Consider the following 16,055-nt stretch of genomic DNA (forward strand, 5'->3'; position numbering starts at 1 on the left):
TTATTAAACAAAAGGAATATATATGAAAGCTTATACTTTAAAAGAGCATAAAGATTCAGGAGAACTTCACCTCTTTGAAGGGGATATGAACCCGGAAGGTTCAGAATATAAGTGTAATTCAGGTTCAAAATCCATATGCAAAAAAATGAACAAATCTGACAATAAGGGAAACCGATTTGCATGTGCCACCGATCAAGAAGCAAGGGAGAAAATAGCTAAAATAGGAAGAAAAGTTTGTGGGACTTGTGTCAGTCATTTATACGAATCCTACTAATATTAAACTGCAATCTACCAATATTTAAATGATGGTCATATACAATCGGAACAAGTGCAATATTTTGCACTTGCCCCGATGAATTTTCAATCCGCAAAAGAACCAATATACAATTTAATTACCACTCCTTCTTATTGAAAATGCTATATATCACATAGTCATTGATGAATATATCCAACACATTATATGTAGATAACTCAATTAAAGGGGGGTAAAATTATCATAACTCAATCCCCCAGAGGACATGCATGAAACGAATAATCGGTTATCTCTTCACCCTGCTTCTGCTCGTTGCCCTTGTGTATGCTGGGTTAGTTAAAGGGGATGTGTTCCCTGAATGGATCATGAGCAAGAAGCTGATGATCCGTTGTGGCCTGATAGGAGTGCTTGGTGGGACCCTTTACTGCCTCCGTGGTGTGTATATAAACAAGTGTGTCAGAAACTGCTGGGATGACCGTTGGCATGTTTGGTATGTGTTGAGACCTGTTGTTAGTGGTATCTGTGGTGTAGTGGCCTACCTGTTTCTAAAAGCAGGTTTGATAGTGTTAGATGCATCACAAAATGGTAGCGGTGGCGATTATGGATATATGGCATTTGCCTTCTTTGCTGGCTTGAATGTAGATAAATTCGTTGGCAAAATTGAGGATGTTGGTATGGCTATTTTTGGGATTGAAAAATCTCGCACAGCAAGATCGGGTGATAATTCCGATCAGAAATAATTAACAAGGATATAATATGTCTGCAAAGATATCATTCTTTCCCGTTGGTAATGGGGATATGACACTCATCCAAACGGAAGATGGGCAAAATATTTTAATCGATTGTCACATAAGAAAAGGTAAGGAACACCCTGATGTTCTTTCTCAGTTAAAAGAAAAGCTAACTCGTGATGAGAATGGTAGATTATTTATCCATCTATTTATTTGGTCTCATCCTGATAAAGATCATTGCTCCGGAATCTCAGAGCACTTCCATTTAGGCAAACCCGAAGATTGGAGTGAAAGATCAGATAAAATTTTCATTAATGAAATCTGGTCCAGTCCGATAGTATTTAGACGACACAGTTCACAAAATCATAATTTATGCTCGGATGCAAGAGATCTTAATTCGGAAGTAAAAAGAAGAGTTAATCTTTACAAAGAAGAAAAACAGTTAGGTTGTGTAGGTAATCAGGTTTTAGTCTTAGGTGAAGATGAAAATGGCAAAACTGATGATATCCTTGATATTGTACTGCAACTTGATAATACAACCCGGCTAATTAATGGTTCATACTCATACAATTTTGAGGCTCATTTACTTGCACCATCACCCAAAAAAGATTTGGATGAGGATGAAGATAAGTTAGGTAAGAATCATTCAAGTGTAATTATCAATTTTGAGTTAAAAGGTGATAATAAAACAGCATTCTTTTTAAGTGGTGGCGATGCAGAAGTAGTTTGTTGGGAAGGTGTCCGTAACCGCCTGTCTAAGAATTTCAACATGTCGTGGCTTGATTACGATATACTACAAACCCCGCATCATTGCTCTTGGCGATCTTTATCCCATGATAGTTCAAGCGGTAAAGGAGATGAAGCAAAAACATCCGAACTGGCGATGGAAGTATTCAACCGAGCAAAACAAAATGCTTTCATAATTGCAAGTTCCAACCCTATTGCAGATGATGCGAATGACCCTCCATCATATCGAGCAAAAAAAGAATACGAACAGATTGTTGATAAAGTAAAAGGTCAATTTTTGTGTGTGTCGGATCATAAAAAGAATGGAGAGAATATTCCGTTAGAGATTGAAATTTCCGATAACGGTATTAAGAAAATTGCTGCATCTGCATTAGGTATGGCTGAATCATCAAGTGCTGCTGTAAATAGACAAGGTGGTGGTGGTTATGCCTGATTGTCTTAGTAAAAAGATAGATCAGTTGAGCACAATCCTTGCACCTTATGGTGCAAGGAAGCTTTCTACGAATGAATTATCAAAATTCAACGATAAATATGTTTGTGCTTGGGAATTAGTAACTGATTTAGAATTTAGTAATGAACCTATTGTATTGCAACTAAGATACAAAACTCTTAGTCAATTTGACATTCCAGATGTGTTTATTTCCTCACCTAAAATTGATGTTTGCCAACTCCCGCACTTAGAAAAAGATGGCAAGTTATGTGTTTGGCCTGACAGTTATATCATCGATCATAATGATATGACCTATGCAGTCGATTTACTTAACGATGCTATACTAATGCTAAGAAAAGGAATAAGTGGAGATTTAAATGAGGATTTTATTGATGAGTTCCAGAACTATTGGATTTATCAATGTAATAAAATAGATCGACTTATAAGCCTGTGTGATCTAACAAATAAAAACACAAGGTTGGTTTTCGCTTATCGGACTCGGAAATTTGGAGTAATATATTCTGACACACAAAAAGAATTAATTAACTGGTTGGAAAACCAAAAAATATTGCCATTAGAATCGGATGAAAGTAATTCAAAAGATAAGAGAATAAGGCAACAGCAACTCTCTAAAATAATTTCAATTCCATTGATATTCTTCAATGAAGCCTGGTATCCGAGTCAGTATCCCAAAACTGCAAGGGATTTTTTTGAACTCATAAATCAGCAACAGGAAGATCCAGAAAGCACTATTGAATTGATCTTAAGATCTTGTGCTAATATGTTCAATGTCAAGCCAATAATTCTAATTTCATTCCCAACCCATTCAGGGATGAATATTATAGGAATACAGATTCCTAAGGGAGTTAGTGATCTTGCCACTGACCGCTTTGATACCAGAGGTATTAGTCGGGGTCGATTCAGAAACACAGCTTTATTAGATGGCTATAGAAATTACATCGATGGAAAGATTTTAAAAAATAGAATAGGCCAAACTAAAACAGAAAATCTTATAGTAGACCGTTCTGACGATTCTTGGTTAACAGGCCGTGAGCATAACAAAACTTACAAGAAAATCTCAGAACATAAAGTAGCTATCGTCGGATGTGGTTCAGTAGGTTCTTCTGTATCAAGACTGTTACTTCAATCAGGCATTAGAAAAATGATGCTTTGGGATGATGATTTAATGAAGAGTGAAAACTCCTCTCGTCATCTATTAGGATTTGATTCTGTTTATAAAAATAAAGCATTAGCTCTTGCTTCAAGGCTACGGGAAGAGTTTCCAAATGCCTATATAGAAGCTTTTAATGAAGATTGGACAGAAGATTCCAAGAATAACCAGAAAATTGCAGAAGCCGATATTATAGTAAGCTGCACTGCACATTGGAATACTGAACAGCAGTTAATTAAAAGACAGTCGGAAGACATTCTTGGTGCTATTGTCTTTGCATTTGTTGAAGCTCATGCAATGGCTGGGCATGTAATAGTCAACCAAGTGGATTCTAATGCTTTTAATAGCTGGCATATTACAGAAGGTAAATATATAGGTGCATTAAAATATCCTGCTACTTACTGGAAAGAAAATACTCGCAAAAGAATAGCTGCATGTGCCGGAGAGTTCCAGCCATACGGAGCTATCCCATTGACTAATTTACATGCTCTAACGGCAAGAACAGTAATAGATCTAATCATGGATCGTTTTTCAAATAAATCTTTTGCATATAGTTACATAGGAAGAGAAGCAGAGCTTTTAGAACTTGGTGGTAACTGGAATGATAAATGGATTGCACAATTCGGAAACCCAGGAAAGGGTGATTGTATTATACCTTTGATTTTTGAAAATTCTAATTGGGAAAAAAGTGATGCATAAATTTCATTGTGCCGAATTAGATTTCAAAATATGCATCAGCCAAAGCATAGTAGATGAATTATTTTCTCATCGTCAAACCCACTGTTTTAGTAAAGAATCAGGAGGTATGCTATTTTCCAATAATCTCAATGATTCTGAGATTGAAATCAATAAAATAACTACACCAGGCTCTACTGACTTGAGGAAAAGAAATTATTTCAAGTTAGATGAGAAAAAAGCCAAAGAAGATATCATATCGTTATTCAAGCAGGGTTTCCACTACTTAGGTGACTGGCATACACATAACGAAGGAATGGCAAGCCCATCAGGAACAGATATCCGCAGTATCCAAGACTTATTTATCAAATCAGGTCATACAAGACCTTTTTTTCTCATGCTAATAATCCCAAACAAAGAAAATATTTCACACTGTTATTTATCAGCAGCAGATGGGAAGATGTTATATAAATTCACATATCAAAAACCAAACAAATAAAAAGGTTGTAATTATATGAATAGCACAAGTAAATCATATCCACGGTGGTTAATCATATTAATACTGTTATTTATTTTTGCTGGCTTCGTTGTTCTTGGGGTAATAATTAATCATAAGTATCACTCTAATGAAAGCTTATCTAAATATATACTCTTAATTCCCCCTGCAATTTTGTCATTAGGTTTTTCTGTATTTTATAAAAGATACGAAGTACAAGCTGAGTGGCTATTTTCATTTGCGACAGCTTCGGCTGCGATAAGTTTATGCGTTGATTCTTTACCTGGTGTCCAAAATGACCTTTTCCCTATATTCCTTCAAAGCGGGTTAGGCTATGCACTTCTCGTAATAATTGCAGCATTGTCGTTCGCAAAAATAATTTCGGCTTTCGTCAGTAGATTCATAAACTAATCATATTTCAATTCTTAAAAGTGTAGTTAATATTTTCAGTTGCTACACTTTTTTACAGGAAAGAAAACAAAAGGGAATACAATAATATAATATATAGGTAGTAAAATTATAAATGTTTCACCAAGACTATTGCTGTTAGCTAATAGTTCATTAACGAAAAAAGTGTATATGAATGATAACAGGAACATAAAAGCCAATAGATATAGTATTTTTTTATTATTAATCATAATCAGGCCTCATCTATTTTAACAATAATTCATTGATACAACATTATATGAGTATGTCAATAGCATCTATATAGATGCAAGGTATGACTAAACGAAGCGGAGCTTCGTTCAGTCTCCTTGTTTTTCGCCCTTCGGTTGAAAAAGAAAGAAAGTCAAAGTCTTATCTAACTAATTGACATAAATTGCATTTCTATTATAACTGTATTATGGGTGTGCAAGGATTGCTCACCATAAAGCGAATACACATATGAAAAGGAGTTTCTATGAGTAATACAATAACGTTATCCTATACAAATGATTTTAAACCAATCAACAATCATATCCCCTCTGCTCAATCTTTGCGAATACATTGTGTCAGTGTTCGATTTAATAAAGAAGAATTGGCTATTCTCAATAAAAACAGAGGTGACAAAAGCAAAGGCGAATGGCTTCGTTTAACTTCCCTTGATAGGCTTCCTCCTGTTGTTCCTGCCATCAATGTCGAAACATGGAAGTCATTGTCTGATATATCCCAAAAGTTAAACAGATTAATCAATCATCTGGACACAAAAAGTAGTAATAGTGAATTAACTAAAACAGAGATCTTTGCAGTCAAGAAACAGATCAAAGAGCTTCGTTCGTGCCTTACAGCTTCTGCTGACCTACCAGCGATGTAAGTCGTTATATGAAGGGAATGCAACGAATTAAAAGACACAAGAATTTCGTTAATGTAGTGAAGTATGTGTTGAAGCCTGGTTCTCACCATAGAAGCGATCCATTAGTCATAGGTGGCAATATGACTGGTGATTGTGCATATGAACTGATAGCAGAGTTTGACACAGCAAGTAAGCTTAGAAGTGACATTGCAAAACCGGCCTGGCATAACTCGCTTCGTCTTCCTCATGGAGATAAGCTTTCCAAAGAGCAATGGAAGCTGATAGCTGACGATTACATGGCTCAGTTAGGTTTTAGTGACACTCATCTTCGTTGTTATATATTACACGATGACAGTGTGGGTCAGCACATACATATCATTGCTAACCGAATAGATTCGGTATCAAGTAAGGTTAACTTAGGTAGACATGAAAGCCTTAAAAGTGGTCGCATAATCCAGGAACTTGAAATCAAATACAGTCTCACTATCACAAAAGGCCCTGAACCACTAAAACCTACGGATACTGGAAAAGAAACAAAAAAAGCAAAAAAGATTTCCCGGAATGAAGCAATGTTTGAACAAAGAACAGGTGAGATCTGCAATAAGCAGCAGTTACAAATGCTCCTTGATAAAACTTTGGCAGATTCACCAGATGTGAAAACTTTCCTAATAAGGCTTGAGGAAGCGAAAGTTTCATGTACAGCTAACATAGCTACCACTGGGAGAATGAACGGATTTTCTTTCGTATTCAATGGTATTGCATTCAAAGCATCTCAACTTGGCAAAAAGTATTCTTGGGTAAATCTTCAAAAGCTCATCGACTACGAGCCTGAACGAGACAACTCACAACTACTTGATACCAGCACAGTTGCTACTGCTACTGCTACTGCTACTGCTACTGCTACTGCTACTGCTACTGCTACTGCTACTGCTACTGCAAAAGATGTTGCTGCAACGGATATACCAAGGGAAAGCATAAGTGAAAAAATTGCTGAACTCGAACTTCGACTCAGAGAAGACAGAAGAAACGGAATCGTAGAAAAGATTCTTCAAAAAAATGTTGTACAACGGCAAAAACACTCCAGGCTTAGTGGCTGGATTCCATTCATAAGAAGGTTCATAGAGCTTCTCAGAAGCTATGGGAAGAGCATTCTTCACAAAACCCATACGACCTTATCAAAAATCCATGCAATAAAATCGTTAAACAAGTCGATGGAATTTCGTTTATATACAGTAAGTTAAAAATCTCATTTGTGATAAACACTCAACCATTGGTTATTAATTTAGATTAAGTCAAGCAAAAATTGATCGTTATTACAGATCGATAATTCATTTATGATAGCCCACACCTATCAAGTAACAATCATCGATCGGTACAAGCAATTTTACTAAAGCCAACGAGTCATCGAGAATCCCTACAAACAGCATTTAATCTTTCAGATTGGGATAGCTATGAAAAACGAAACTATAAAGTGTCCATTTTGCTTTAAAGAAAGCGAACATGGTGTTCGTGTCTGCACTGGCTGTCATTCGACTATCAAATATGGAGCCGTTTCATCCTGGTTAGCTTTACTCATAGGAATTGTGCTGTTAGTAATTGCTTTCTTCATATTCGCTATCAGTCAAAGCTTTATATTAACTGTCGTTATATATTTTGCATCAGCAATTTCTTTAAGATTTTATTTACGTAAGAAATTTGCACACAGAGCCCTTTTCATACATAAAAACTAACTCATCCATTTTAAATATAATAAGGAACATTAAATGAATAACTTTGTTGTTACCTCATTTTTCATTGCGATATTTTTAATTTCTGGCTGTTCAACATCAGGGAACCAGAATCTTAAAAATGAAACACCACAAAGCCTCCAGTCAAAGATCATTAAAAACAAAACAACTAAGACGGAATTGCTCACTAAGTTAGGTGAGCCTGATACAAGAACCACACTTGATGACGGAAATGAGCAGTGGAGATACTTCATGTATAACAATCAGTTTAATGCCTCGACTTTTATCCCTGTTGTCGGTTTGCTAACTGGCGGTTCTCAGACTCAGTCTAAAACGCTTGAAATAGATTTTAAAGGAGAGACTGTCAGTAAATGGGCTTTCTCCTCTGACAACAACAACACCAAAACTGGTATTCTTAATTAATTATTTCTGGATAAGAAAATGAAAATATACTCAATTCTCACAGTTATCCTTACTACACTTCTTTTAACCGCATGTAACAGTGAGCCATCCCAAGATGATATATACATTGCTTTCAAAAGTGTCGTAGATAGATCAAATGCAAGTATGAAAGCTCTGAACTCAAGTATTCCAGAAAAAGATCTTTTGAAAATTGATTATGTGAAGAAAGTTAGTTGCTCAGAAGAAGTAAACAATGTTTACAACTGCATCGTAGATGCTTCCATTAACAATATGAAACAAACAAAACCAATTAGGTTGGTAAAATCAGACGGTATCTGGAAAGAAATACAACAATAAAAATTACAAACCATCTAACTAAAAAGCCCCTAATAGTAGGGGCTTTTTATTTGAATGTTCATTCAATATTTAGCTGTTTATTATAATTGTTACAGAAACCTTGTGCATCTTCAAGTGTAGTGTATTGAGTCGCTTCTGGACCATCATAAACATCATTAGTCCCTTCATAATAGATAAAAATGACTTTTTTACCTTCGACTTCTTTTATCTCTGCGGTAAGTCTTTTTTGAGAGGTTTTAAAATCACCTGTTGGGAGTGGTGATTTTGAGAAGGGATTTTTTCCATAAGCCATGAGGTTGTTCTCTTATAAACCAAATGAGCTATAAGTATGATGCTATCCGTTGGGAAAATCAAACAAAAATTAGACTACTTAACAATATACAATTCTGGTTTCATTAATCGAAGTCTTTCAATCATTTCCTTAATATCAAAGAGAGTAATGTCCTTGCTATTCGCTCTGACACTAACTAATCTTATAGCTCTTTTTTGTTTGTCCAGATACTCTAAAAATTTGATGTAATCATTTCGTTTTTTCATATAGTATATTTTCATGTTAGTATTTTCTTGCTCTGTTCGATACCATGCCTGCTCTTCATCCCAGAGAGTAATGTCCTCAATATTCATATAGCGGGGATAATGCACCTGAAAGCCATTTCCCAGAAGTATTTCAATACCTCGTTTCATTTTATCAATGTGAGATAAATGTATATCCCTGATATGAATGTCAGTAGACTTTATTTTACCCCTGTGCTTCATAAATATTTCAGGATGTCCAAAATAACCCATTCCCGATAAAACATGCTCACCTTCAAAATTTAAAAGATCTGGATTAATACCTGCTTCAAACAATCGATCTATTATTTCAATTTCATAATCATAATAACCCGATTTCCACAGTGCGGTTTTACCAACGAAATTTCGGTGGTTGATATCAACACCATTTTTAATCAACCAGTTCACTTCATCAACGCTTGTAGCTTCAAATAAAAGAGTCTGGTCAAGCATACCCCTATGTGTAGAAAGTGGTAAAACCTCTGGCTCTAACTCTAACCATTCTTTTCTGATCATAAATAATCCTGCAATAATATTATCGTTTTCTTTTATTTAGCGTGAAAAAAGATAATATTCAAATAAATTACAGGATTTATACTCATGAATATTACAGTCTTAAATTCCTAACTTTAACAACTTCGTGAATGATTTGTTTTTCAATAACTCTCATTTCATATTGAGCTTTAAAAGTGTTATAAATATCTTCTGCTCGTTCCTGATTGTCATCAATATAGTTAACGAGAGAGTTTAGTTCACGAAGAACTGCCTCTTTATTGTTTAATTGTCGCAGTAGATTACTTGTAAGGCATTTATACACAGAACTGAACATCGTCATGATGTTGTCTATGTTGCGATTAGAACGAGTATAAAGTTGTTTGGGATAGAAATACTTTAAGTGATATCCAACAAAAACTAAATATAATTGTCGGGAAAAACTTTTATCATGTGGCTGATATCGTTTTGATATGTATTTATCTATGATGACAACAAGCTGTTCTTCAAGTGTCATTACTGAATTAAAATTGTTTTTGTCCATAAATTGCATCCTTGCAAAATGTTTAATTGTCGTCCTGACAATACATATACATTTAGCACGTTATTATAAATAATCAAGCTATTCGTAAATAAATATTTACAGCGTAATATATTAATGACAATTTAAATTAGTTTTCTATCCGACCGGCCCCTGTCTATTGGTGGCAATGGTTCGTCTAAAATATTTTTATTTATGTTGTGTTTATACGCATTATACTGCCATATAACGAATTGTTGCTTTAAATTCCTATTTTCTTCTTCAAGCACTCTATTTTTTGACTCCAGGTGAAAAATCCTTTGGGAAGCAATAGCAAGCGAAGAAGGTTTCTTGAAATTGTTTTGATTGTTTTTTATTCCATTCTTCTTACTTCGAAAGGCTTCGTTTATGTCTTTATGATATGATAAAGATTGTCTACTCGGCTTATGATCAAGAAATGTAGAACATTCCTTACAAAGCTCTTCCCAAGTAATGCCTGGTTCACTCCAACCTATTATAGTATTTATAATTAGTACTTTGTCCTTTTTAGTTAATTTTTTTGACATCATTTTCTCCATTTTTATGTTCCAATAATTTATTTGAATTTATGACTCTTGATAAGTGTGAATAACTTTTGTTAGCCAATCGAATGAATGAACCGTCAGGCACTTCGTTATTCTCTAAGATACCAATTAACTCCTGTAATCGTTGTTTATTTTTTAAATGGAAAGTTAACCAGCGATCCTGATCTAATTGGCTATCATTTTCGTCTGAATTTTTTATAGTGATATCTATTAATTTATTAGTATCAATTAATCGCTCTTTAAGTCTTTCAAGACTATCAAAATTACCTTTGACACAGATCTGCTCTGAGCAATTCAAACAATCTCTGAATTTTTCACATGGCGATAAAGTATAGTCATGAACACAATATCCAAATTCGGTTTTATGAATAGCACCATGATTGATTGATAAAAGAGCTTCTTTCGAAACAGGATCACGAATTGTTATATTTTTAGTAATCAGATAATTAGTATCACTACTTTTTAAAGACTCATATTCTTCGAGAACTTCTTCTTCACTGACATGGTTATACACTCGATTTTGTTTTATGCTTGCTCTTCCTGACCATTTAGCTAATTCGTATTCGGTCATTCCATTTCGTTGAGCTAATGTATTCAATAAATGTCTCACTTGGTGAGAGTGGAAGTTAATTTTTCTTTCATGCTCTTTTTGATATCCATATCGTCTGAAAATATTATCCGAATTTTTGCGAGCTAACACATTAGCCTGAAACAACCTTCTATCAGGATTATAAACCTCTATTATATTATCGGATTTATTAGGGTGAAAAGTGTCTTTGAAAAATAAAAACAATAAATTGCTATATTTAATATTCCTTTTTTTATTATACCAAGGAAATCCTTCTGGTAATCTACTTTGTAATTCCTCCCACAAGGTTTTCAATGAATAAACATTATTATCATATTTTAGTGATAGTCGCTTTAAGATTTTAACTCCCTCCTTTTCTGATATCACTCTATTGTATAATATTTCACACACTTGAATAATCGTAAGTGCTTCGTTTTCTCTATACCTCTTAAATTGAGGCTGATTATGGAATGATTTAAAATCCAATTCCATTAACTTGGCAAATCTCCTTGATTCTTTTGTTGCATCTAATATTCTATCTATTGCTTTTTGTGTTATCGCAACCATAACACTCGGAATCCATTTGATATCACCACCAAACCCTTTACCGGCCCAAAAACGTAATCCCCATTTCTGATCACCTTTTCTTGTTCTCTGTGTATACATGCAATCAACAGTTAAAGATAGAACTTCTGAAATTCGAGAAGGTGCAGACATTAGTAAAGCAAAAGTGGAAGTAGTAAAAATGTCCCTAATGTCTGTTAAATCTTGACTGAATATATCAGCAAATATATACAAGACCTCTTCTTTTATTAGCTTATCACTATGCTTTCCATCATATAGAAAATTATCTCGATTATCTCTTATAGTGCTCTTCCAATTACCGATAGCCTTATAGGTGAATGACTTTTCGTGTAAAAACGACACGATCCTTTTCAGTTCTTTGTTTAGGATAAAAACATAATTATTGGAATATTTTCTTTTGATAAAGGAAAGTATTTCCTCAAGGATACTGTAATTAACATTGCAAATGTTATCAGAATCTAATTTCTTATCGAGAATGTATTCAAAACACCGTAACGCAGGAATTATCACTGACAATCTATGTGGCTCACAAGGATATTCATGAATAACATATGCCTTTGCGAAACAAATAAAAGCAGAATTCATTTTTTCATTATGTTTGGTTTTTTCGCTCACCTTTGTAAACTTAATTCCTACACGATTAACACACCATTTATCTGAGTCCCAGTCCATCCCCATTTCATAGATTGCCACACATTTCATTTCTTCAATAAAAGCACTTAAAGATTCAGATATTTTTTTATTTTTAAGTTCCTCTATATTAATGACACTCATAATAACCTACCCTCTTTTATCAAATCACATTTTTTAATAACCTCACTTACGGCCATTATTGTCCTATCTAATGCTGTTGCTGTTTTAATATCCTCTGTTATTTCTGCAATTCTTGCTCTTTCTTTCATAAGGAAATCATAAACATCCTTATGAGGTGCTTCAATCCAGGGTTTAAAGTAAGGGCATGTATAACAAGGTAATGGGATTGGAGCATTACAATCATTACAATTAGAACAATTACCAGAATTTATACCTTTATGATTTCTTATTTTTATACCACCTGTATCATTATTAACCAACTCACCCTTGAAAGCATTAACATACTTGGATAGGCTTTCAGTCATTACTTCGTCTATTTTATCTGCATGTTCAGGCAGGTTTTTAACATAACAAGCCACAAATTTTGCAGAACGGTGATCCAGTAATTCTGCTATTGTATTCACCCCATAACCCTCTTGTGCGGCTCTTGTTCCCAAAGAATATCTAAATCGTCTTGCATTGATAGTATCCGCATATTCAAGTGAACCAAGTTTATTTGCAATTTTTTGTATTTTGCTCGTGATTAGATTAGCTTTTATATGAAGGAAATCGGTCAATAGCATTTGATAAAAACTGTTTTTATTTTGGACTTGGGTTAAAGCATTTAAATCAATAAATAGTGGAAGTTCTACTAACTCGTCGTCAGTTAAAGGTCGTTCAAGCTCATGCTCTATAGTATTTATATTCTCCCTGCTTAATATGACTAACAAATCATTAAGTTCTTCAATAATTTTTAATTTTTTAAATTCCGAACGAAATGACCCACTATGCTTCGCTCTTGGGTATTGCAATGCAATTTCATTAAAACCATTACCAAATATGCTTAATATGTCTTTTAATTTCAAGTGAGAAGTTTGTATTGGTCTCCTTCCTGTATATGAAGTTACCAAGGCCATAGTCAATTCAGCAAGCGTAATCTGTCCTCTTTCATATAGAAGCATTGCCCCCTCATTGAAATTAATGATATCATTTTCAGTTAAAGGGCCTTTCTTTAAATCCATTGCATTCACCATTTCACCAACTCTTCTTTTTTTTGTTCTTCCCTTATACAGGTTTTCCACCTGACATTCGTTTACTCCCGGTAATTCTAAATAGAGCCATTTTTTAAAAAATATCCTCATGCTTTCAAGGTGATCTGGTCTGCTTATTAATGATCGCTTATGATAATTCCTTACATAAAGATCAGTTATGAGTCCATCTTTAGAACTTTTTATAAAATCATTAAAAGCCCAAAACATTTTCTTTGTATATGAACTTGATCTCGTTGTAGCAAAAAAACTTAGAGTATTCAAAAATGAATCGTGGTGCGATATATGTAATTTCTCAAGAATAAGGATAATGTTTAATCTGATATTTTTATCTAAAATCCAAATGTTATCTGTTATCGAAAATTTATATCCACTATTTGCAGTTAACAGTTCATAATCTTTCCCCCTATAATTCAATTTATTCGTCATTTTGACTCCCCTTACCTTTATAACTATATTTTTTTTGGTATCTAATTGAAGCTTCGTCAGCTTGCTCTTCTATAAACCTCCTATTATAAGTTGAAGCAGTACCTGAACCTTCTTTCCAGCCCATTAGCTTTTCCCGCATGACTTCTTGTTTTCGTTCACTTTGATTTTGCGAATCCATAAAGCGAGAAAAATCATAATTCCAAGTATGTCTTAACTTATGTCCTGAGAATCCTATAAGTAAACGATCACTTATACTTATTTTAGAAATTATTTTTTGATATCCTGATATGCTTAATGGTTTACCCTGATATGGTCCATGTTTATAAGTTATAAAAAGAAATTCAGACTTTCCTTTTAAATATAGTTTTCGATCATGAATGATATACTCCATTAATCTTGAAGCTAATACTTCACTTAGTGGAAGTTCTCTGCTAAGAGTTTTTACTAAAGGCTGATTCAATCTTGGATCAGAGATCTCGTCGGCTCGTCTTCGAATACATATCCTTTTTTTCTGAAAATTTATATCGTCAATCTTAATATTTAATAACTCTCCTCTTCTTATACCTAATTCAGTGAGAATCATAATAATAATTGCATTTCTATTTCTAACATCTGGATCAAAGGGATTAGAAGGTGACTGTGGATCAATCAGTTTCATTAAAGTAACTACTGAATCATCTTTAAGTGTTTTATTTTTATTATCTTCACTATTTTTGTTGTCATGATCCCTTGGTCTTCTGACTTCAATCGCCTTTATCATTCTAGAAAAACTGGTTTTATGTCTGGAGGAATCATATTGCAATAATTCATCAACTAACCATGTCATATATGAGAGAATACTATTTATTCTATTGCGTAAGGTTTTTTTTGATACATAACCCAATCCTTTATTTATTATGCTATTCCTTAGTTCAGAAACAGCCCCCAAATATGAAACCATACATTCAATTTCTCCCCCTGATAAAAATACCCCTCCCAGAATCCTTGTTTCAATATCTATATCGTTTTTTTCTAAGAATCTATAAAAGATTGTAATATTAACTGCTTTTGATTCTATCGTAGCTAATGCATGTCCATTATTTCTAAATTGTGTAGTTAGGTATAAGTTCGGATAATAAAGGGGAATACCAGTTTCTTTATTTGTCACAATGCAATATCGCTCTCCTGAATCAAGACGAAATTTATCTATTTTTATTTTATACATACACTCTCCTTTTTTGCTTTTTTATTAGGTGTAACATTTATTTTTATTTTGGCAATAATAATTTTGCATTTTAGGAGTTTATATATGTGATAACGACTTGTTTATGAACGATTTTCTTAGTTAATTTTTGCGATTCCCCAGCTGGGGAATATATAATCCCTTCTGTTTACCTGAGAACAACTAAAACCTTATTCAAACCATACAACAAGCCAATGTTCCTAAAATATGTAAAACATTATGCAAAATATCATTAGAAAACAGCTTTGTTTTTTGCATTTTTCATAATGGTAATGGTTATATAATCATTAAAAATTATTTTGTCAATTTTATTTTTAATGAATAAAAAAATAGCCGATATTGATAATCAGCTATTTAAATAAATCATTTATTTTTTCAATATATTATTTAGAATCAGATTTTCTTGTGCAGAAGTAGAAAGCTGGATTACATTACTTAAAAAGTTAACAAACGAATCATGGAATATTTGTCTTTCGCTTAGATCTGTCCAATCTAAAAGCAAAGCTTCTTCTACTGAGATCCAAACGATATTGATGTGTTTTTCTGCTAAATAAATTTTAAATCTTTCTTCTGGTGTTCTAAGTGCATGTGATAGGATTTTATTTCGATTCTGTAACTCAGCAGAATTATCAATATGCCAGAATGGTTGCGGAATCGTGAAGTCGATCAATGAGTTAAATGCAAGTCCACGAACTTGTGCCGCTTGCATCGTGCTTACGATTTTATGCCCATCCCTCCAAATTTTTAAATCACGCAGTAAATAATTTACTCGTTGATTACGAGCTTTACTGTTGCCTGTTGGATATTGAATGTAAGGAGGTCCATCTCCATTTTGGCGATAGCGAGCGAGAGTCTTAACACTTACTCCAAGATATAGGGCAGTAAGTTCAACATTTAATGCTGTATCATCCGGCAGTTCCCCAAATAATTTCCAAGCTTCTGTGAAGTCCCTTAGGGTGTCAACTATTGGCATACTTCCTCCACTCATTCATTAAAATCT

At 33.8% G+C, this 16,055-nt stretch carries 17 protein-coding genes; 9 read left to right on the forward strand and 8 right to left on the reverse strand.

Going from position 1 to position 16,055, the window contains the following annotated elements; genetic code table 11:
- Nucleotides 1–22 precede the first annotated feature (22 nt).
- From FCH32_RS19740 to FCH32_RS19780, 9 genes are all read left to right on the forward strand, one after another.
- On the forward strand, nt 23–274 hold the full coding sequence (locus tag FCH32_RS19740) for a hypothetical protein (RefSeq protein WP_174361389.1): 252 nt from the start codon (nt 23–25) through the stop codon (nt 272–274).
- 248 nt (nt 275–522) lie between these two features.
- Nucleotides 523–993: a hypothetical protein gene (locus FCH32_RS19745; protein WP_174361390.1), complete on the forward strand. Its 471-nt coding sequence runs from the start codon at nt 523–525 to the stop codon at nt 991–993.
- Between the two features lie 16 nt (nt 994–1,009).
- Nucleotides 1,010–2,164: a ComEC/Rec2 family competence protein gene (locus FCH32_RS19750; protein WP_174361391.1), complete on the forward strand. Its 1,155-nt coding sequence runs from the start codon at nt 1,010–1,012 to the stop codon at nt 2,162–2,164.
- The gene (locus FCH32_RS19755; protein WP_174361392.1) at nt 2,157–4,031 is read left to right on the forward strand and encodes a ThiF family adenylyltransferase; all 1,875 of its coding nucleotides are present in this window, start codon (nt 2,157–2,159) and stop codon (nt 4,029–4,031) included. The genes FCH32_RS19750 and FCH32_RS19755 overlap by 8 nt, the downstream gene beginning before the upstream one ends.
- Entirely contained in the window at nt 4,024–4,506 is a 483-nt protein-coding gene (locus FCH32_RS19760) for a Mov34/MPN/PAD-1 family protein (protein ID WP_031275127.1), read from the forward strand. Before FCH32_RS19755 ends, FCH32_RS19760 begins: the two co-directional genes overlap by 8 nt.
- Before the next feature lie 898 nt (nt 4,507–5,404).
- The gene (locus tag FCH32_RS19765) at nt 5,405–5,797 is read left to right on the forward strand and encodes a hypothetical protein (protein WP_174361393.1); all 393 of its coding nucleotides are present in this window, start codon (nt 5,405–5,407) and stop codon (nt 5,795–5,797) included.
- Nucleotides 5,798–5,805: 8 nt separating this feature from the next.
- The gene (locus FCH32_RS19770) at nt 5,806–7,017 is read left to right on the forward strand and encodes a relaxase/mobilization nuclease domain-containing protein (RefSeq protein WP_174361394.1); all 1,212 of its coding nucleotides are present in this window, start codon (nt 5,806–5,808) and stop codon (nt 7,015–7,017) included.
- A gap of 522 nt (nt 7,018–7,539) precedes the next feature.
- A complete protein-coding gene (locus FCH32_RS19775) occupies nt 7,540–7,926 on the forward strand; it encodes a hypothetical protein (RefSeq protein WP_174361395.1) in 387 nt (128 codons plus the stop codon).
- A gap of 18 nt (nt 7,927–7,944) precedes the next feature.
- Nucleotides 7,945–8,262 carry a cell wall-binding protein gene (locus FCH32_RS19780; RefSeq protein ID WP_174361396.1) on the forward strand — a complete coding sequence of 106 codons (318 nt, stop codon included), beginning with the start codon at nt 7,945–7,947 and terminating at the stop codon, nt 8,260–8,262.
- Between the two features lie 58 nt (nt 8,263–8,320).
- Here FCH32_RS19780 and FCH32_RS19785 read toward each other — a convergent pair whose 3' ends face one another.
- The 8 genes from FCH32_RS19785 to FCH32_RS19820 all read right to left on the reverse strand — a co-directional run bounded on the left by FCH32_RS19785 (nt 8,321) and on the right by FCH32_RS19820 (nt 16,028).
- Nucleotides 8,321–8,554: a hypothetical protein gene (locus FCH32_RS19785; RefSeq protein WP_072050289.1), complete on the reverse strand. Its 234-nt coding sequence runs from the start codon at nt 8,552–8,554 to the stop codon at nt 8,321–8,323.
- 74 nt (nt 8,555–8,628) lie between these two features.
- Nucleotides 8,629–9,330: an ankyrin repeat domain-containing protein gene (locus tag FCH32_RS19790; protein WP_174361397.1), complete on the reverse strand. Its 702-nt coding sequence runs from the start codon at nt 9,328–9,330 to the stop codon at nt 8,629–8,631.
- A 91-nt stretch (nt 9,331–9,421) separates the two neighbouring features.
- Nucleotides 9,422–9,850, reverse strand: a complete 429-nt coding sequence (locus FCH32_RS19795; protein WP_174361398.1) for a hypothetical protein — start codon at nt 9,848–9,850, stop codon at nt 9,422–9,424.
- A gap of 122 nt (nt 9,851–9,972) precedes the next feature.
- A complete protein-coding gene (locus FCH32_RS19800; protein WP_174361399.1) occupies nt 9,973–10,392 on the reverse strand; it encodes a hypothetical protein in 420 nt (139 codons plus the stop codon).
- Complete coding sequence (locus tag FCH32_RS19805) at nt 10,373–12,337, reverse strand: hypothetical protein (protein ID WP_174361400.1); 1,965 nt, start codon at nt 12,335–12,337, stop codon at nt 10,373–10,375. Before FCH32_RS19805 ends, FCH32_RS19800 begins: the two co-directional genes overlap by 20 nt.
- Nucleotides 12,334–13,833: a site-specific integrase gene (locus FCH32_RS19810; RefSeq protein WP_174361401.1), complete on the reverse strand. Its 1,500-nt coding sequence runs from the start codon at nt 13,831–13,833 to the stop codon at nt 12,334–12,336. The genes FCH32_RS19805 and FCH32_RS19810 overlap by 4 nt, the downstream gene beginning before the upstream one ends.
- Nucleotides 13,823–15,037, reverse strand: coding sequence for a tyrosine-type recombinase/integrase (locus tag FCH32_RS19815; RefSeq protein ID WP_174361402.1), 1,215 nt, complete (start codon nt 15,035–15,037; stop codon nt 13,823–13,825). The genes FCH32_RS19810 and FCH32_RS19815 overlap by 11 nt, the downstream gene beginning before the upstream one ends.
- A gap of 385 nt (nt 15,038–15,422) precedes the next feature.
- Nucleotides 15,423–16,028, reverse strand: coding sequence for a hypothetical protein (locus FCH32_RS19820; RefSeq protein ID WP_174361403.1), 606 nt, complete (start codon nt 16,026–16,028; stop codon nt 15,423–15,425).
- Between the last annotated feature and the right edge of the window lie 27 nt (nt 16,029–16,055).

It is taken from the genome of Citrobacter gillenii, assembly GCF_013337685.1.
Lineage (GTDB): Bacteria > Pseudomonadota > Gammaproteobacteria > Enterobacterales > Enterobacteriaceae > Citrobacter > Citrobacter gillenii.